The organism is Chryseobacterium sp. CBSDS_008, assembly GCF_049959325.1.
Lineage (GTDB): Bacteria > Bacteroidota > Bacteroidia > Flavobacteriales > Weeksellaceae > Chryseobacterium.
The window spans coordinates 3,685,669-3,704,230 of record NZ_CP188202.1 but is presented as its reverse complement, the minus strand read 5'-3'; the positions used below and the strand labels follow the sequence as shown (position 1 = coordinate 3,704,230).

Here is an 18,562-nt window from a genome sequence, read left to right as displayed (position 1 = left end):
GATCAGTCTTTAATCAAATATCCGGTTCCTTTCACCGTATGAATAATTTTCTGTTCCGTTTCATCAATCTTATTACGGACGTAGGAAATATAAACATCCACTACATTTGTTGTATTATCAAAATCAATTCCCCAAACTTTATGTAAAATCTGGGTCCTGCTCAGTACTTTATTTTTATTCTCCATCAGGAAAGTAAAAAGCTTGTATTCTGTAGGAGAAAATTCTATTTCCCTGTCATTCTGTGTTACCTTATGAAGGTCGGTATCTATGGTAATATTTCCACATGATAAATATTGATCTTCTTTCTGATAGCTTAATTTATTCCTTCGGGTTAAAGCTTTAATTCTTGAAATCAGTTCCTCAAAATGGAAGGGCTTTGATAAATAATCATCAGCACCCATATCCAGCATTTTGATCTTATCATCCGGACTGTTCAATGCGCTTAAAACCAGAATCGGGGTATAATTTCCTTTAAATCTGATAATTTGAGTAAGCTGCATCCCATCCAATCCGGGAAGCATAATATCCATCAAAATAATATCAAAATCATAAGTATGAAGAAGTTCACGCGCTTTTTCTCCAGAATCGGCAAGGGTCATATTATAGCCAGCCTCAGAAAGGCCTTTTATCAGGAAATTGCTGATTCTCTGATCATCTTCTACCAACAAAATATTCATCATTTTCTGAAATTTCCCATAAATATAAGTATTCTAGTTCAGAAAGGAAGCTGGAAGAAGGAGGAAGGAGGTAATAGACTTTTACAAAACAATTGGATTCCATTTTATTCATCTTTTAAAAACATGGAAATTAATTTAAAAAAATTGTCAGTTCTTATCTGCACAGAAGTAACTTCCAACATCCCTCTTCCTTCTTCCAGCCTTTTTTCATAATTTTGGAAGATGGAGATGTTATATTTAATTGTTGGGTTTGCTGCCGGCGGCTTGCTGGGAGCGGTTATATTATATTTTGCGCTGAAATCATCAATGGTTTCAAGAAGTTCTTATGACTTGCTGAATAGCTTATCTATCAAAACCCAGTCTGAGCTTGAAAATTCAACCCTGAAAATTCAGGAGCTTACTCAGAATATCAGCAAAGAAAAAGAAGCCAATATCCTGCAGCAGGATCTGCTGGATGACCTGAAAAATGAATTTTCTAAAATCTCTGCCGAATATTCTTCCTTAAACATCCAGTTTCAGGAACTAAAACAAATCAATCAGAAACAGACTTCCCAGATAGAAACCCACATTCTTGAAAAGCAGACCCTTTTTGCTAAAAACTCCGAGCTTTCTGCAAAAAATGAAGGTCTTCAGAAATCTCTTGACACTCAGAAAGAAGAAATTATTAAGATTCAGGAAGATTCTAAGCTTCAGTTTGAAAACCTTGCGAATAAGATTTTAGAAGAAAAAACAGAGAAGTTTACCACTTTAAATCAAAATAACTTAAAAAATATCCTTGAGCCTTTTCAGGAGAAAATTGCTGATCTAAAGAACAAGGTTAACGAAGCCTATGAAAAGGAAAACAAAGAACGTTTCTCTCTTGCAGAAAAAGTAAAAGAACTGGCAGAACTTAACCAGCAGATTTCCGAAGATGCCAAAAAACTGACCCGTGCCCTGAAAGGCGAAAGCAAAACGCAGGGGAACTGGGGTGAAATGATTCTGGAAAGTATTCTTGAAAAATCCGGGCTGGTAAAAGGAAGAGAATATTTCCTGGAACATGAATTGCGCGATGAAGACAACAAAGCCTTATTCTCCGAATTCTCCGGAAAGAAAATGCGCCCTGATGCTGTTGTAAAATATCCGGATGAAAGAAATGTCATCATTGATTCTAAAGTATCATTGACTGCTTTCACAGAATTGGTAGACGAAACGGATGCCGATGTTTACGCTATAAAACTGAGCCAGCACCTTGGATCTATCAAAAATCATATTACACAGCTCAGTCAGAAAGCCTATGATGACTATGGAAAATCATTGGATTTCGTGATGATGTTCATTCCTAGCGAACCTGCTTATATTGCGGCAATGCAGGCAGATCAGAACCTCTGGAACTATGCCTATGAGAGAAGAATCCTTCTGCTTAATCCAAGCAACCTGATCACTTCGCTTAAACTGATTGCGGATCTTTGGAAACGTGAATATCAAAACCGAAATTCCATAGAAATTGCAGAACGCGGAGCCAGACTCTATGACAAATTCGTAGGTTTTGTGGATAATCTGGAAAAAGTAGGCAGAAATCTGGATCAGGCAAAAAATGTATTCAATGATGCTTACAAGCAGCTTCACACCGGAAATGACAATCTTGTGATTCAGACTCAGAAGTTGAAGGCATTAGGAATTAAGAATAAGAAAGATCTGCCTCAGAGTCTTATTGACAACAGCAGCTTCACTGAACCAACTGAAAGCTAAACTCTTACGTCTTCATTTGTATCTTATCTTAGTATTTCCACTTTAGTGTGGAAATATTTATAAAATCTTTGTCTATCATTATGATTGCAGCTATTATCAATTTTAAAAAGAAAAAATTAAGTCCCCTTTGAGATTACCTGGAAAAGTCTTTTTATCAAAACCAGGGAAGTTCAATCATAAATTTTGCATAATTTTGTGGAATGTTGATAGAAAGTTTTCAAAACGATAAAATAAAAAATGTCACTAAGCTTCTTACTGACAACAGGTTTCGTAAAAAATCAAAAGTTTTTGTAGTAGAAGGCCAGCAGGAAAATGAAAGAGCGATACAGTATGATTTTGAGCCGTTAGAGTTCTTCATCTGTGAAAATATCTTCAAAGGAGCGATTCCTGGTGGAAAGATCCATTATGTAAGTGAAAAAGTATATGAAAAAATAGCTTACAGAGGAAGTTCTGAAGGAATTATCGGGGTCTACCAGGCCAAAGAAACTCTGCTGTCATCATTTGTTCCTAAAGAAGATTCTACAGTAATTATTGTTGAAGGGGTAGAAAAACCGGGAAACCTGGGAGCGATCTTAAGAAGCTGTGAAGCTTTTGGCGTAGATGCACTCATTGTTGCAGACGGAAAGACAGATTTTTATAACCCAAATGTGATCAGATCCAGTGTAGGATGTCTTTTTGGAATGGAAGTATACCAGGCTGAAAATGAAGAAACCCTGGAATTTCTTCAAAAGAATAATTTCAATATCTATACAACCCTTATGGATGAAAGCGCTGAAGACCTGTATAGGAGAGATTTCAGACAGCGTTCTGCCGTATTGTTCGGTACCGAACACTCGGGATTGAGTGATTTCTGGATTGGGAAAGGAAAAAATACATTGATTCCGATGGCTGGAAGTATTGATTCTCTGAACTTGAGTAATGCGGTGGCGATTACCTGCTATGAATCTTTAAAGCAGAAGAAAGGGTAAATACGAAATACGGGTTGAATATTATTTCTGCAACTTTTTATTAAACTTTGTTATGAATGAGATTGCTTCGCCTCCGGCTCGCAATGACTAAGCATAAAAAAACCGTTTCACTGGGTGAAACGGTTCTTTTATTGTTAAGCGTATGCTAAAATTATTTCTTAGCAGCGTCTTTTGCAGCATCTTTAGCAGCATCAGCAGCTCCTTTAGCAGCATCAGCAGCTCCTTTAGCAGCTTCTCCAGCTCCTTTAGCAGCATCTTTAGCAACTTCAGCTCCAGCAGCAGTAGTAGCAGCAGCAGCATCTTTAGTAGCTTCTACAGCAGTAGTTGCAGCAGAATCAACAACTTTAGCAGCAGAATCAGAAACTACAGCAGCAGAATCAGCTACAGTAGCAGCAGCAGAATCAGTTGCTCCTTCAGTAGAAGTAGCTTCAGTTTTTTTACAAGCAACTAGAGAGATTGCAGCGATAGCAGCTACGAATAATGACTTTTTCATAATAAATTAAATTTAATTTTGTTAATATTGTTTTATAAAATTTTCTTCTGTTCTGTTATTTGAACAAGACAAAGGTAGAGCAGTTAGAAAGTTTGTCTATGAAAAATAATTGTAATACCTTTGTAAAATAGTTTTACAAAACAATACAGCTGATAATCAACAATTTAATTATTTTTTGAAAAATTGACAGATTTAGATCTATTACACTTTGAGCAGCTAAAAAAGGATGTTCAGGGTCAATACTTAAAAGAACATACCCCTTCACAGGATGATATTTCCAAGTGGAAGGGTATCGATATTATATATTTCCAGGAAGACCTGCGCAAAAAGGCGAAAGGGAACATCAGTGAAAAGTCCTTTTATACGTATTTCAAAACTTCACCAGTCACTAAACTTCCAAGAATAGATATGCTCAATTTATTGAGTATTTATGCGGGCTACGACTCATGGTATGAGTTCAAGAAACAGCATCTTTTTGCCGGCGAACTGCTTCAGGAAAATGATAATCTGGAGGAAGAAGAAATCAATGAACTTGAAAAAACAGTAGCTGAAGCCCCTGAACTCCAAAAAACGGAAATTCTACCTAAAAAAATCGAAATCCGAACCCCGGAAAACACTGATTTACAAAAATCAAATATTGATAATCAACAAGTTACGCAAAAACAAGTAACTACAAATGAAATTGAAATTTCATCTGCTCCGCCTAAGAAAAATTTCTTCAAAAAGAACGCCTGGGCATTCGTTACTTCAATCTTAATTACCATAACCGGTATTTTAGGATTTAAAGATGTACTTTTTTCAAAAACTTATAAATATTGTTTCATTGATAAAGACAGAGGTGTTTCTGTAATCAATACCTTAGAAATAATGGTGGTGAAAGAAAATGAGTCTCCATTGATGTATAAAATAAAACCGGGTGAGTGTTTCTATTATTCTACCAAGGATAAAAATTTAAAAATGCGCATCAGCGCTCCTTTCTACGAGCCTCTGGAAGTCAACAGAAATCTGGAGAACGCCCCTGAAGAAGAAAAAATAGAACTCAAGCCGGACGATTATAAGATGGCGGTGTATTATTTCTCCATCAAAGATATCAAGGGTGGAAATCCTGATGAGCAGGTTGCACTGATTAAGCAGAAAAGAAGCCAGCTGGAAAATCTGATCAGCAGCAATGCCGTAATCTATCAGGTATACGATAATGACACCTATGGAATAGAAAGACTGGATAAACAGAAATACATTACTCTGGTAACCACGCCAACGACCTCTCTGAAAAACCTGAATGTAATAGAAATGAAAAAGGATATCAAAGGAAAGATTGTATCCATCAAATTTAAAATTGCTACCACAGATGAAAAGAATAAATAATTTTTTAATTTTCACCGTGCTTCTGACTTTATTTATTGCCTGTAACAATAAAACCTCAGAAGTAAGCGACCTCGATAAACTGCGAAACAGCAACAATGAAAAAAGCTATCCTGCCGTACAAATGGACAGTATGCAGGCTATCAATTCCATCACCAAACAGAAAGTTCAGGAACTTCTTGATCTGTCTACCTTATATCTTAGCGGAAACAGAAATACGGAAATAGATACAGTTATCTATTCACAGATGGAAAGTTATTTCCATAAACCTGATTCCCTGACATTTAAAACATTACTGAAGGAACTTGACAGTATGAAAGTAAAAACAGCAAAGGTGAGCAACCTCAATGTTTATAAAGAATTTTATAAGAAAGACACACTGGATTATGCCAAATTCAGTGTGGAATACTTTGACAATAAAAACAAGTCTCTGGGAAGTTTTGAAAAAAATGCCCAATATATCCTGCTCTCTACCTCTAAGCTTAAGAAAGAATTTAAGTTTTACTTTTTAGATTTTTATTCGAAGCCGCTTAAGAAAGACAGCACTTCTGCAGGAGTAACCAAATAGTCCAGGGAAATATCATTTTCCCAGACATCGTCCACATATTCATCGGGGTCAAAGTAATTGACTCCGATTTTTTTTGTCTCGGGAGAGATACTTTGAAACAATGCATCATAAAAACCTTTGCCATACCCTACCCGGTTTCCTTTTCTGTCACAATACAACAACGGGGTAATCACATAATGAAAGTAATTTTCCCCGGAATCTTCATTAGAAACAGGTTCTGCTATTCCCCAGCGGTTGGTTTCAAAAACGGTATCTTCAGATATCTCAATATTAATGAGTGTATCGGCAACAATTTTAGGCACATAAACACGGATATTCTGTGCTAAAAAATAATCGATGAAGATTTGGGTATTAATTTCTTTTCTGGCAGCAATCGGGATGAAAATATGTACTTTCTCCGATGCTTTTGGGTTGAAATACTGAATAAAATTTTCAAAAATCTTTTCAGATAACAAGAAAGCCTCATCTGAAGACAAGGCTTTTCTTTTTTGGGTATATTTTTTTCTAAGCTCAGCTTTAAGCATAACTATTAAGTTGTTTTAACTGAAATAATTTACCAGACAAGCTTTTGAAGCTTTATCGTTTAGGATTATGCGTTTTGTGCAATTCTGTACAGTTTATCAGATAAACGAACTCTGAATGGAAGTTCGAAAGTGATCTGATCTCCCGGTTTAGCCGTTTCACAAGGTCCACCATTTGCATAGATTTCAGTAATGGTAACCTCCTGCTCACCTGTTGTAGGACCTGAAATTAACACTTTATCTCCAACTGACAATTCTTTATTTTCAATTAAAAACTGGGCAATTTTTGATTTTGAGTAATAATGTTCTGCTTTTCCAATCAACTCTTTTTTAACAGCAATCTTTTGACGGATATTTTTTGTTTCAGCTTTTGCCAAAGGTTTTCCCGGTAAATCTCCTGAGTTTTTAAATTTAAGAGCATCAGATTTTCCTTTTCTGAATATTTTATTTCCAACCTGAAGTCCCTTTCTTAGCTTCACCTGTTCGTCCCAGGGCAAATGTATGATATCCAGACATTCTGTAGAGCAGCAGTTTTCCATGGCGGCTTTACATTCATCACACTGGATAAATAACAGGTGGCATGCATCATTCGCACAGTTTGTATGATTATCACATGGTTTTCCGCACTGGTGGCATTGTGCAATGATATCGTCTGTAATTCTCTCCCCTAAACGGTGGTCAAATACAAAGTTTTTACCAATAAACTTACTTTCTATTCCTTCTTCTTTTATCTGGCGGGTATATTCAATAATACCGCCTTCCAGCTGGTAAACATTTTTAAACCCCTGATGCTTGAAGTAAGCACTTGCTTTTTCACATCGGATTCCTCCGGTGCAATACATCAACAGGTTTTTATCTTCTTTAAAATCCTGCAGCTGTTCGTTGATAATCGGTAAACTTTCTCTGAAGTTTTCTACATCCGGAGTGATAGCCCCTTCAAAATGTCCTACTTCACTTTCGTAGTGATTTCTGAAATCCACGACAATGGTATTAGGATCTTCAAGTAAATTATTGAATTCCTGTGCCTTTAAGTGAATCCCTTTATTGGTGACGTCAAAAGTTTCGTCATTCAAACCGTCTGCAACGATTTTATTTCTGACTTTTATAGTTAATTTTAAAAAAGAGTAATTGTCGTGGTCTATTGCTACGTTCAAACGGATCCCTTTCATGAAGTCATATACTTCCAGCGTATCGCGGAAAGCCTCAAACTGATCTGCTGGAACACTCATCTGAGCATTGATTCCTTCAGTGGCTACATAAATACGGCCAAGCGCATCAAGTGCATTCCAGGCTATAAATAATTCGTCGCGAAATTTTTTGGGATCTTCAATTTTGGCATACGCATAGAAAGACAAAGTAAGACGGTCTTTACCGGCTTCAGCAATAAGTTGAGCTCTTTCTTCTGCGCTTAAGGTGTTATACAGTTGCATGCTATAAACGTTTTAAGTGAGAATAAAATTTTTGCAAAGATAAGAATTTTTGAATTAAGTATATTGATGACACAAATCACCCCCTGACAATAATAGCTGGCCAGCAACACATAACGGATAACTTTATAGGATAAGTCTGCCATATTTTCTTTAATTTTTTTTTAAGTTCTGTTAACTCTGACAGCAGGAATTATGACATAAGACACAAAATGATATAATGGCCGTTAAATTTTAGTTAAAATTGAAACATAGCATGCTAATTGCTTACTTATTTAACATTAAATTTGTTCACTCAAAAACATAAAAAGAAAAATTAATTAATAAACAAGAAAGATATACAATGAAGAGTACTTTAAAAAAACTATTACCATTTGCAGTAGTAGGAGTATTATCCGGAGCTACTACCGTTGGAGCTTTACAATATTTCGGACATGGTTCCAACAATGGAGATCAATCTTATTTTACAACAGCTGCACCGAATACCTCATTCGCAGGAATGAATACAGGAGCAGTAGGGGATGATTTTGTAAAAGCAGCTAAAACAACAGTTCCTGCTGTAGTAACCATTAAAAATTACCAAAACAGAACAGCAAGCAGAGCTTCAGAACAGGATCTGTTTGACTTTTTCTTCGGAGATCCCTTCGGAGGAAGGGGCCAGCAGAGACAGAAGCAGCAGCAGGCTCCCGATAATATACCATCGGGAATGGGTTCAGGTGTAATCATCTCCCCGGACGGCTACATTATTTCAAATAACCACGTGGTAGCCGGCGCCAATAAGCTGGAAGTGGTACTGAGCAACAAGAAATCATATATCGCAACATTGGTAGGAACAGACCCTAACACGGATATCTCGTTATTAAAGATTGAAGAAAAAGGTCTTCCTTATTTAAATTTTGCCAATTCTGACAATATTGATGTAGGACAATGGGTGCTTGCAGTAGGAAATCCACTTGGATTAAATTCTACCGTGACTGCCGGTATTGTTTCTGCTAAGGGAAGAGGTATCGGAATCCTGGGAAGCCAGGGAAAAGCAGCTAACCCTATCGAAAGTTTTATTCAGACCGATGCTGCAATCAATCCGGGTAACTCAGGAGGAGCACTGGTGAATACGAATGGTGAGCTTATCGGGATCAACTCTGCGATTCAGTCTACTACAGGATATTATCAGGGGTACGGATTTGCCGTTCCTTCCAACCTGGCACGAAAAATCGTTGAGGATATCAAAAAATTCGGAATTGTACAGAGAGGTTTCTTAGGCGTTCAGTCTTTAGATCTTTCAAATGATCAATTGGTGAGTTCATATAATCAACAATATAAGACTAACCTGAAAGTAGGTTCTGGAATCTATATTACAGGATTTGGTGAAAACAGCGGCGCAGAAGATGCAGGTCTGAAGAAAGGAGATGTTATCACAAAAGTAGACAGCTACGATATCACTGATTTTGCGGATCTCTCTATGTCAATTGGAAGCAAACGTCCTGGAGATAAAGTACAGGTAACCTATTTAAGAAATGGTAAAGAGGGTACTACTAATGTAACGCTTAGAGATCAGAAAGGAGGAACCTCCACCAGAACAAAAGCGGATCTTAGTGTAACTGAAAAAATCGGATCAGAATTCCAAAGCATTGATGACAGAACAAAAGCGTATTATGGCTTAAATAGCGGAGTTGTTGCTAAAAATGTTGTAGAAGGAAGCGAAATGGCTAAAGCAGGAATTGTAGACGGTTATATCATCACAGAAATCAATGGTAAGCCAGTAAATTCGCAGAAAGATGTGGAAAATTTACTGAATAAATTCTCCGGAACCGCACAAATAAAATACATGGACGACTACGGAAGAAATTACCAGAGAGGATTTAAAATGCCTTAATCAGAAAACCACTGGTTTTCATATCAATAAAAAAACGCTGCAGAGATCTGCAGCGTTTTTTTATATTTTATTTAGGCTTATTCATTTTTTCAGCGATTCTTTTCTGCTTATTCCGCTCGTAGATCACTTCTACAATTTTACCGCCAATCCAGGAAAAAGGAAAGAACGTAAGGAATATAGAGATCTTATAAAATGTTGGATGGTATGGAAAAATAATTACATCCAGCATCGCAATAAAGAGCATAATAAAACCAATCAGAATAGCATAGGCTACTTTGGCATATTTGACGATTATGGCTGTTGCAACTCCCCCAACAGTAGTTCCCAGTCCGGAAATAAACAGGAGGAAGCCGAAAAATGCATGGTCATCTTTCATGCTGAAGAGAAACCTTTGCCAGTGCTCAAACGGAGCAAAAGCCTCAAAAGTTACCCATTGCGGAAAAGCCCTTATACCAAGAGTAATAATAAGCCCTGCAATACCAAGACCTACCAGAACCGCAATTGTATTTCTTATAAAATTCATTAATCCTGATGTGCAATCATAGAAATTTCGATATCCACATTTTTAGGCAGGCATGAAACCTGTACTGTTTCGCGGGCAGGATAGCTTTCTGAATCCAGGTAAGAGGCATAGATATCATTCATTACAGCAAAATCATCCATACTCTTAAGGAAAATGGTAGCTTTCACAACGTTTTTAAAAGTCATGCCGGCTTCAGTAAGGATCGCTTCCAGGTTTTTCATTACCTGGTGGGTTTCCTTTTCAATTCCCTCTACCAATTTACCAGTTGCAGGATCTACAGGAATCTGTCCGGAGATATATAAAACTCCATTTGCCATATTAGCTTGTGAATAAGGTCCGATTGCTGCAGGTGCATTAACTGTGTTGATTATTTGTTTCATAACGGATATTTATTTTTTTATGTCATATTGAATCACTGTCCACAAAATTCATTTAAGAAAATCTTGTCAGCAGTGATTGCATTAGATTTATTGATTGCAAATATAAAATTTATATTGTCAAATGCCAATCTGATATTAGAAAGGTGCATTAGGCTGGGTAAAGCTTCGGTCTTTGTACTTCAGTGCATCACTTAAGATATTGGCTTTTATACCAATAAAGAAGTCATATACTTTATACTGGCCAAAAGGAACCCAGTTAAAATTGATGGTAAAACTTCGCTGATCTCTGGAAAAACCAATTCTTGTATAGGCCAATTCTTTAGTAACCATATCATAATGGGTACTTCCGTTGATATTCCAGTAAGGCGTCAGCTTGATACTACCATCTAATCCTATGGATGCAATTTTATTGGCAAATCTGCTCAGTCCTTTAGAATAAGCATAATTGGCACTGATATTTAACGTCCAGGCCTGGTCAAAGTGCGCGTAATGATCATCATCAAAATAATAATTTTCATTTCGGACCTCTCCCTTCGACGAATATTTTTTAGCATAATCCGTCTTCTCTCCAAAAATCTCACTGCTTAAAGGATAAGATAGCTGCACATTGAACCCCTGTACACTGAAGTGCCCGAACTGCTCTGTTCTTACTCCCGTATCCTGTCCCGGTGCGAAATCAATTTTATAAGGCTCTAATGCAAGACTGGTATTTACAGTAAGTTTATTATTGAAAAATGAAGACTGACCGTTGATTGAAAATACAGACCATGGGTGATCTTTAGCTGCGAAGTTGTAGCTTCCCGCAAGGTTTAAGGATTCAAAAATCTTGATTTTTTTCACTCCTGTAGAATCACTCTTCGACTTTACTTTCATTTCAATATTGTTACCGATATTGAAACCTAAAGCTCCCTGCATTCCGCTTGACGGGCTTCCGATAATTCCTTTTTCGAAAATAGAATAAGGCGTCAGCGCTCCGTTTGCATTGTAATAATTTCTGTAATAACCGAAATTAGGACTTGAGAAATCCGGTGAGTAGGTAAAGCTCACACTTGGTGTCATCATATGTCTTACCGCTTCCACTGCAGATCCTTTTTTGAATTTCATCATCCCGAAAAGTGTGGTCTGAAGACTGGCAGAGGTAGAGAATGTAGAATATCCTGTAAAGTTTTTATTGATCTCGTCAACGGTTACGTTCTTTACTGGATCATAAAATCTGTTAAGCGTTTTTGTAGTCAAAGCATTGTCGATATTCGCACTTAAGCTGAAAGTGAAATATTTTGCCAATGTTGTATTGGTTGCCAATGCAATATTATTTTTAAGTCCTGTCTGCATCTTGTCCCACATTTCTTTTTTAAATAACTCATTTTCCTGGGTATTTACGAAATTGGTAAGATTGAATCCGGTATTCACGGTAATGTTTTCAAGAAGCCCCTGTCTGATTCCTGTTCTTGATTTAAAAAGATAGAATTGGTTTATTGCGACATTCATCTGTGGAAGACGAAGGTCTGCCAATCCCGTTGCAAAGTTTTGGGAATAAGATGCCGTTCCTGTAATGGTCATCGGAAGTTTCAGGAACCTTTTGGTAAGCGTTACTGTAGAGTTCTGCTGGGTGTTCAGTACATTCTGGTTGAAAATATAGTTATTGTTCAGCGGGTTGTTATAAAACTTGGTACTTACAATATCCACAGACGCGCTGAAGGTAAGGAAAGGGTTGGCCTTAGAATCCTGCGAATGGGTCCAGTTGATTCTATAGGTACTGTTTTTGGTATAATCATCCAAACCTTTGATTCCTCTTACCATTGTTCCAACGTCTGCCGTAAAGTTTCCTGAGTAACGGTATTTCTTCTGGTAATTCACCTGAGGGCGCAGATTCCAGCTTCCTTTTGTATAGATATCAGCTAAAACTTTAAGGTCAAAGTGTTCCCCAATCGGCTGGTAATACCCTATTCCGTTCAGGAAGAAACCTACATCTTCCCTTTCCCCAAAACTTGGGATCAGGATACCTGCTGCTCTTTTATCTGAAAATGGTAAAATAGCAAAAGGAAGGTATAGCGGTGTAGGAACCTGTTCGATAAACATCTGGATAGGACCTGTAACGATCTGGGATTTTGTTTTGGTTTTAATCAGCTTAATATTATAAGCTCTCATAAAATAATCCGCTGCTGTGTCTTTTTTCTTGATGAAATAATCATCCGTTGTATAATCCGCTTTTCTCATTGCGAATACGGAATCGTTATATTTTTTAGTTTTCTGAGCTATAATTACGCCCTCACTCTCTTCAGTTCTTGCATTGAAAGCGATCGCCTGCTTCGTTTTTGTATTATAGCTGAATTCGTTGGTTTCGTATTTCTTTCCGGCCTGTGTGGTGATTACCGGTTCAATAATCTTCCCTAAAGAGTCTTGTTTTCCTCTGGCATAGATCAGGTTTTTATTATCATCGATAGAGATATAATCGGCATCAATCTGCATATCCTGATATTTTACCTGAGCATTTTTGTTCAGGAATGTCATCTTTTTCGGAACATCTCTTCTCTGATCATCTGCTTTTGTGCGGAGAACATCATTTAAGGGTTCTTTTTTTACAACTATGGTATCCTTTTTGGAAATAGTATCATTAACCGCATTTTTAGGCAATTTTTCAGGAGTTTTCTGTGCTAAAAAATTGTTAAAAATTAGGATAATTAAAATTTGTAATATATTTTTGAAGACGGTTTTGGCCAATTTTATTCTATATAATTAAGGCCCAAAATTAATATAATTTTTATAACTGTAAGATGCACAAACAAAATTTTAAAATAATTTTATCATTTCTCCTTATCCTTACCGGTAACTTTATTTTCTCTCAGAAGAAGCTTACTATCGTTCTGGATGCAGGACACGGAGGAAGTGATCATGGAGCCAACAGGACTTATTCTGATATCGGAAGAGTGGCAGAAAAAGACATTACACTTGCTATTACATTAAAAGTAGGTGCCATGTTAGAAAAAAACAGGGATTTCAAAGTAATATATACCCGAAAAATTGACGAGTATCCTTCTTTATCCGACAGAACCAACCTGGCCAACAGGAGTAAAGCAGATCTTTTTATATCTATTCACTGTAATTCTTCCCAAAGACCTACAGCCTATGGTACAGAAACGTATGTACAGGGGCCTAACCAGAATAACGAAAACCTTGAGGTAGCCAAAAGGGAAAATGATGTAATCTTTCTGGATGAAAAGGATAAGCAGACTTTTGGTTCTTATAATCCCGATTCTCCGGAATCATTGATTGCCCTGAAACTTCAGCAGAGTAAATATCTGGAATCTAGTCTTCTTTTGGGAGGATTGGTTGAGGACAACTTTGTTAATAAGGATAAAAGGTCTTCAAGGGGAGTTTTTCAGAAAAACCTTCACGTTCTCCGTATGAATGCTATGCCATCCGTACTGATAGAAACAGGCTTCATCAATCATCCTGAGGAAAGTCACTATATCGCTTCAGATAAAGGGCAGACTGAAATTGCAGAAAGTATTTACAATGCTGTTATTGATTATAAAAAGGCAATTGACAGAAAATCCGGCGGTTCTATTGCTGTCAGAAAGCCTGAGCCTGAAAAGCCGGCAGAAGTTCCCCTGAAAAATGATTTCAGAATCCTATTGATGAGTTCTCCTACGAAGTATAATGAAAATGATCCTGCCCTTAAAGGCCTGAATTATATTCTTACACTTAAGGAAAACGGGCAATACAAATATTATTACGCTGTAACCAATATGGCTTCTGTAAAAGATATTAATCTTAAAACTGCCAAGGATGCAGGATTCAGGAATGCCTTTGCTGTTGGATTTATGCCTAATCAGAGAATCAGTATGGGATATTATACTATAGAAGTATTTGCCGGTGATAAGCTGAATGGCAATTCTTATATCCTGCAGAATTTAAAAGATGTGGAACGAAACAAAGACAGTGGCGTATTCTATTATACGTATGGAAAGGTGTACACCCTGGAAGATGCTGTGAAGCTTCAGAAAGAGCTTGATGCTAAAGGTATCAAAAATACGGTGATACAAAGAGTCTACAAATAAATCCAGAAAATAATTTTGATGTTTAAAAGTTAATTCCTACTTTTGCGACCTCAAAATTCGGCCTATTCGTCTAGTGGTCAGGACTCAAGATTTTCATTCTTGCAACAGGGGTTCGATTCCCCTATAGGCTACAACAAAAACAATCCCTGAATCTTACTGATCAGGGATTTTCCATTCCAAAAGTCAATAGTATCTTCACGGATTTTAAAAGTACGCTCGTATATGCTTTGTGCAGGATGAATTTCGAAAACTTTTCTTTTAACTGAAAATTGGTTAAACAATATAAAACAATGTCCAAAGTGGCTATTAAACATTATTCATAGTGTTTTAAAACACTGTCTGAGAAGACGGCTTTTTATGTTGCTATTTTTTGTATTGATAAATACCATCATTATTTTTAATAATTTCAGTTGTAATATAATTGAAATTTTGATAATATATCGGTTCTCCTGTTTCATCCGAAAGAATTAAAAAGTCTCTATTATCAAAAAGGGATTTTACTGAAACCGTCCAAGAGTCTATAATTTTGCCTTTAGGAATTAATAACTCATCATCTTTTTGAAAATTGATATTTATTATATTGTCTTTACCATAAGCTCCTTCTGTTAAGTCAGTTATAATTTTTATTGCCTTTTCTCTAATTTTATCTTCTGTCTGTTTCATTACTTTATTTTTATTGGTTCTAAATTAAAATCTTTTCTAACTTTATTGATATAGTACAGTGCTTCCTCAAATTCTTCTTTTGACCATCTATGCCTATTGGCTAAAGTTTGCCCCCAAACGTAGGTTTCCTTTTCTAATGTACTTAACGTATGATATACATCTCCTAATTGCTCAAAATGTTTTACGTGAGACATTTCGTGGAAAGCAACCAACTCTGAAATATTTTTGGGAAGCACTAGTTGTCTATTGACAGCATCAAACCCTCCTGCAATTCCATTTTTTCTCATAAAATAAAACAAGTCATCTACATTACTGTAGCCCATTACAGGTGTAAAGAGTCTTTTAATACTTCTTATATCATCCTCCATTATAAGGATTATACCCTTTTCTTTAAGAAGTCCTCTTAGTCTTCTGATTTGTTTAGCTGTCAATATTTTCCCTCCAAACTCATCTAGTCTTCGGGTTGCCATCCAGTCCAACTCATTATCAGTTAAACCTGACAGTTCTCCCAACGGCTTATTTCCTTCCCCAAATATAGCATCAATTTTCTTTCTAATCCATTCCGCAACTTTACCACTTTTTATAGCTTCCAGCATTTCTAAAAACTCTTTCTCCAACCACTTGTAAAGATCTTTGGCGGTATTAGCTATTTTCCTACCTATATTTTTGGTGAGGTGTATTCCCTTCGCTCCTAATTGCTCAGCTTTAGCAGCCATTCTACTAATTTTGGTAGAAAGACTGGCTACTAAAGAACTTCCCCCTGTAAAATATGCAATAATAGCATCCAAGATAAGTTCAAAAGCAACGGCACCAACGAAGTATGCCCAAAAATATTCATTCAGGTCTTTTATTTGGATAAATTTCTTTTTCAGCATATCAAAAAACTGAGAAATTTCTTTCCATATCTTTCCGTCACTAAAGAGATTTTTAATACCTTCAAAAAATTCTTTAGAGTTTTTGGCAAATAAATCTACAAAATCCTCAATAAATTCGAGTTCTTCCTGATGCTTTGCCAATTCCAAAGGACTGCTTTTTTCTATTTCAAAAAGTGGAAATTTTTCAACCACCATTGCCAAAAGCATAATAATAGTTTGTACCAATGAGATTAACCCATTCAGCAAACCACATAGGAAGGCATTTATTTTAGCGATCTCACTATTGAGTTCTACTTTTATAAAATTTTCAATTCCTGAAACAACATTCAACAAATCATTAAAAACAGCTTTTAGCTTATTGTACACAATTTTAATACTTTCAGGCATATTGTCTTCTATGGCATTTTTCACTAAAAAGGTGACAGCAAAAAGAATATCATCCGCAATAGTAGGTGTAGCCTTTACAATATTGAAAACGGCAGCAGTAGAAATTTCATCAAATGAAGTAATGAAGTCTTTAAGGTTTTTCAAACCGTTTGCCACAATATGTGGGGACTCAGACATATTCTTGTATTGATTGTTGGGAAAAGGAACTGGAATTACAGGTTTGTATTTCATTTCCTGTTGCGGATAGCCGATTGTTCCTATTCTATTATGGTAGTTGCTGTACATAGGCAATACATAATATTTTATGTAGTCGTAGTTTTCCTCTGTGAACTTCCATTTTTCAGTAGCTTCTATGCCTCCCTTTAACCAATCTGCCAATTGGTTGTTCAATGAAGATATTTTTTTGAAGGCATCATTTATCTTACTTTTATCTAAAATTTCCAAGTAAATAGCACCTTTCAAAAGGGTTGTATTAATCCCATAATCTTCCGCAATCACTTTTATAAGGCTATTGAAATCTGAAACACTTCTGTCTAAGGTGTTTCCATCATAATTGATTGTTTTTCCCTTACTGTAATAGTGTTTTATCAATTGCTCCCTTGCATAATCTCCCATTTTTACCCGACACGCTGTTCCAAAAAAATTACTGGTATTTTTGGAGGTCATTTCGTAATAAATTGTAAAGTAATCAGGTTCTATAGGATCTTTTTCATACCTGTCAAAAACTTCTGTCCCACTTTCGCAAAAAACAGCCTGATGATGAACCACACTGTACTTTTCTGATTTGGGATAGCTTTCTTTTAACTCTGGGGGTATAAAAAAGGTTTCATAAAACACACTGTTTTTTCCTAAAGGACTGTCAATTTCTCTGCTTAAAACATAATCTAATCTTTGTATCATATCATTTGAATTTGAGCCAAATGTAGATGTGAGGAACGACAAAACACGGCGTATTAAATTTATTTACTTGAATCTTCTGCTCATAATCTTGCCGTTACCCATATTTGTATTAAGAATTGTTTTGAAAAAAGCATTCCGTGTTGTTATATATGACAAAAGCATTATATTTGCAAAAATTTTCCATATTGGTTACACAAATATGGTCACACTGATGAAAAATATTATTGATAAATCATTGTTTGTAGTTGTCTACAGACTACCAAATTTTATATCATGCCGGATTTAAAAATACAAGAAGCGAAATTGCTTTTTAAGAAAATCCACTCTAACCCAAAAAGTTACGATTTACAAATCAATGAAGGCGGGATTACAGGCAGAGATGATAAAATCAGTTTCAGGCTTTACAGGACTGGAGAAAGGGTTGCTTTTGAAGTAACAATTGACGAACTTACTTTCACCAATACCACTGGGGAATGGAACAACGCACTGATCATGCTGGGAAATACGATCAAAAAATTAGAGAAAGAACAGGAAAATTTAAAAATAGAACAGGCAATAAATAAACTAAGAAAGTACCTATCAGAAGAAAATAAATTTTTTTAAAAATAAATTTGGTAGTTTAAAAAAAAGTTTATAGTTTTGCACTCACATTTAAACGATATGGCAAATCATAAATCAGCACTAAAAAGAATCAGACAAAACGAAACTAGAAGACTTCGTAACAGATATTACCACAAGACTGCTAGAACAGCTTTAAAAGCTTTAAGAAATGAAGAGAACAAAGCTGCTGCTACAGAACAATTGCCAAAAGTTATCGCTTTATTGGATAAATTAGCTAAGAAAAATATTATCCACAAAAACAAAGCGGCTAACTTGAAAAGCAAATTAACAAAGCACGTTAATAAATTAGCGTAACAATATAGCCGGCCCGTTCGTCTATCGGTTAGGACCTCAGATTTTCATTCTGGTAAGAGGGGTTCGATTCCCCTACGGGCTACTTACATCTTATAAAACCACTGTAATAACGGTGGTTTTATAAAGATCACAGTAGAAAAGCTATATTAAAAATAAATCTAACCGGCCCGTTCGTCTATCGGTTAGGACCTCAGATTTTCATTCTGGTAAGAGGGGTTCGATTCCCCTACGGGCTACAATA

The 18,562-nt window shown here is 36.1% G+C and carries 17 protein-coding genes and 3 tRNA genes; 11 read left to right on the top strand and 9 right to left on the bottom strand.

Annotated features, from left to right (window positions below; genetic code table 11):
- Positions 1-2: 2 nt before the first annotated feature.
- Positions 3-677, bottom strand: a complete 675-nt coding sequence (locus ACP3T3_RS16720; protein ID WP_426479983.1) for a response regulator transcription factor — start codon at positions 675-677, stop codon at positions 3-5.
- A 222-nt stretch (positions 678-899) separates the two neighbouring features.
- Between ACP3T3_RS16720 and rmuC the strand changes: the two genes are divergently transcribed.
- Both rmuC and ACP3T3_RS16710 read left to right on the top strand, forming a co-directional pair.
- On the top strand, positions 900-2,405 hold the full coding sequence (rmuC, locus tag ACP3T3_RS16715) for a DNA recombination protein RmuC (protein WP_426476941.1): 1,506 nt from the start codon (positions 900-902) through the stop codon (positions 2,403-2,405).
- Between the two features lie 200 nt (positions 2,406-2,605).
- Positions 2,606-3,373 carry a TrmH family RNA methyltransferase gene (locus tag ACP3T3_RS16710; RefSeq protein WP_426476940.1) on the top strand — a complete coding sequence of 256 codons (768 nt, stop codon included), beginning with the start codon at positions 2,606-2,608 and terminating at the stop codon, positions 3,371-3,373.
- 151 nt (positions 3,374-3,524) lie between these two features.
- On the opposite strand, the gene ACP3T3_RS16705 is transcribed toward ACP3T3_RS16710, so the two are convergent.
- Positions 3,525-3,866 (bottom strand): hypothetical protein, encoded by a 342-nt coding sequence (locus ACP3T3_RS16705; RefSeq protein ID WP_047376546.1) that lies wholly within the window; start codon positions 3,864-3,866, stop codon positions 3,525-3,527.
- A gap of 183 nt (positions 3,867-4,049) precedes the next feature.
- Here ACP3T3_RS16705 and ACP3T3_RS16700 point away from each other — a divergent pair, with 183 nt between their 5' ends.
- Both ACP3T3_RS16700 and ACP3T3_RS16695 read left to right on the top strand, forming a co-directional pair.
- Positions 4,050-5,231 (top strand): hypothetical protein, encoded by a 1,182-nt coding sequence (locus ACP3T3_RS16700; protein ID WP_426476939.1) that lies wholly within the window; start codon positions 4,050-4,052, stop codon positions 5,229-5,231.
- A complete protein-coding gene (locus tag ACP3T3_RS16695; protein WP_426476938.1) occupies positions 5,215-5,796 on the top strand; it encodes a hypothetical protein in 582 nt (193 codons plus the stop codon). The genes ACP3T3_RS16700 and ACP3T3_RS16695 overlap by 17 nt, the downstream gene beginning before the upstream one ends.
- Here ACP3T3_RS16695 and ACP3T3_RS16690 read toward each other — a convergent pair.
- Positions 5,745-6,320: a 5-formyltetrahydrofolate cyclo-ligase gene (locus tag ACP3T3_RS16690; RefSeq protein WP_426476937.1), complete on the bottom strand. Its 576-nt coding sequence runs from the start codon at positions 6,318-6,320 to the stop codon at positions 5,745-5,747. The two genes, ACP3T3_RS16695 and ACP3T3_RS16690, sit on opposite strands and share 52 nt — an antisense overlap.
- A gap of 65 nt (positions 6,321-6,385) precedes the next feature.
- Positions 6,386-7,747, bottom strand: a complete 1,362-nt coding sequence (locus ACP3T3_RS16685) for a rhodanese-related sulfurtransferase (protein ID WP_426476936.1) — start codon at positions 7,745-7,747, stop codon at positions 6,386-6,388.
- A gap of 340 nt (positions 7,748-8,087) precedes the next feature.
- Here ACP3T3_RS16685 and ACP3T3_RS16680 point away from each other — a divergent pair, with 340 nt between their 5' ends.
- A complete protein-coding gene (locus ACP3T3_RS16680) occupies positions 8,088-9,617 on the top strand; it encodes a trypsin-like peptidase domain-containing protein (protein WP_426476935.1) in 1,530 nt (509 codons plus the stop codon).
- 67 nt (positions 9,618-9,684) lie between these two features.
- On the opposite strand, the gene ACP3T3_RS16675 is transcribed toward ACP3T3_RS16680, so the two are convergent.
- The 3 genes from ACP3T3_RS16675 to ACP3T3_RS16665 form a co-directional block, all read right to left on the bottom strand.
- A complete protein-coding gene (locus ACP3T3_RS16675; RefSeq protein WP_426476934.1) occupies positions 9,685-10,140 on the bottom strand; it encodes a hypothetical protein in 456 nt (151 codons plus the stop codon).
- Entirely contained in the window at positions 10,140-10,520 is a 381-nt protein-coding gene (locus tag ACP3T3_RS16670; protein WP_034694591.1) for a RidA family protein, read from the bottom strand. The genes ACP3T3_RS16675 and ACP3T3_RS16670 overlap by 1 nt, the downstream gene beginning before the upstream one ends.
- A gap of 135 nt (positions 10,521-10,655) precedes the next feature.
- Positions 10,656-13,241: a putative LPS assembly protein LptD gene (locus tag ACP3T3_RS16665; RefSeq protein WP_426476933.1), complete on the bottom strand. Its 2,586-nt coding sequence runs from the start codon at positions 13,239-13,241 to the stop codon at positions 10,656-10,658.
- 53 nt (positions 13,242-13,294) lie between these two features.
- Between ACP3T3_RS16665 and ACP3T3_RS16660 the strand changes: the two genes are divergently transcribed.
- The gene (locus ACP3T3_RS16660) at positions 13,295-14,581 is read left to right on the top strand and encodes an N-acetylmuramoyl-L-alanine amidase family protein (RefSeq protein ID WP_426476932.1); all 1,287 of its coding nucleotides are present in this window, start codon (positions 13,295-13,297) and stop codon (positions 14,579-14,581) included.
- A 59-nt stretch (positions 14,582-14,640) separates the two neighbouring features.
- Positions 14,641-14,712: transfer RNA gene (locus tag ACP3T3_RS16655), tRNA-Glu, on the top strand.
- Between the two features lie 232 nt (positions 14,713-14,944).
- On the opposite strand, the gene ACP3T3_RS16650 is transcribed toward ACP3T3_RS16655, so the two are convergent.
- Together ACP3T3_RS16650 and ACP3T3_RS16645 are read right to left on the bottom strand one after the other, a co-directional pair.
- Positions 14,945-15,244: a hypothetical protein gene (locus tag ACP3T3_RS16650; protein ID WP_426476931.1), complete on the bottom strand. Its 300-nt coding sequence runs from the start codon at positions 15,242-15,244 to the stop codon at positions 14,945-14,947.
- Entirely contained in the window at positions 15,244-17,406 is a 2,163-nt protein-coding gene (locus ACP3T3_RS16645; RefSeq protein WP_426476930.1) for a zincin-like metallopeptidase toxin domain-containing protein, read from the bottom strand. Before ACP3T3_RS16645 ends, ACP3T3_RS16650 begins: the two co-directional genes overlap by 1 nt.
- 273 nt (positions 17,407-17,679) lie before the next feature.
- On the opposite strand from ACP3T3_RS16645, the gene ACP3T3_RS16640 reads away from it, so the two are divergent.
- The 4 genes from ACP3T3_RS16640 to ACP3T3_RS16625 all read left to right on the top strand — a co-directional run bounded on the left by ACP3T3_RS16640 (position 17,680) and on the right by ACP3T3_RS16625 (position 18,557).
- The gene (locus ACP3T3_RS16640) at positions 17,680-18,009 is read left to right on the top strand and encodes a hypothetical protein (RefSeq protein WP_426476929.1); all 330 of its coding nucleotides are present in this window, start codon (positions 17,680-17,682) and stop codon (positions 18,007-18,009) included.
- Between the two features lie 57 nt (positions 18,010-18,066).
- Positions 18,067-18,321: a 30S ribosomal protein S20 gene (gene rpsT, locus ACP3T3_RS16635; protein ID WP_002983073.1), complete on the top strand. Its 255-nt coding sequence runs from the start codon at positions 18,067-18,069 to the stop codon at positions 18,319-18,321.
- A gap of 10 nt (positions 18,322-18,331) precedes the next feature.
- Positions 18,332-18,403 (top strand) — tRNA-Glu (locus tag ACP3T3_RS16630).
- An 82-nt stretch (positions 18,404-18,485) separates the two neighbouring features.
- Positions 18,486-18,557, top strand: a tRNA-Glu gene (locus ACP3T3_RS16625).
- Positions 18,558-18,562 lie beyond the last annotated feature (5 nt).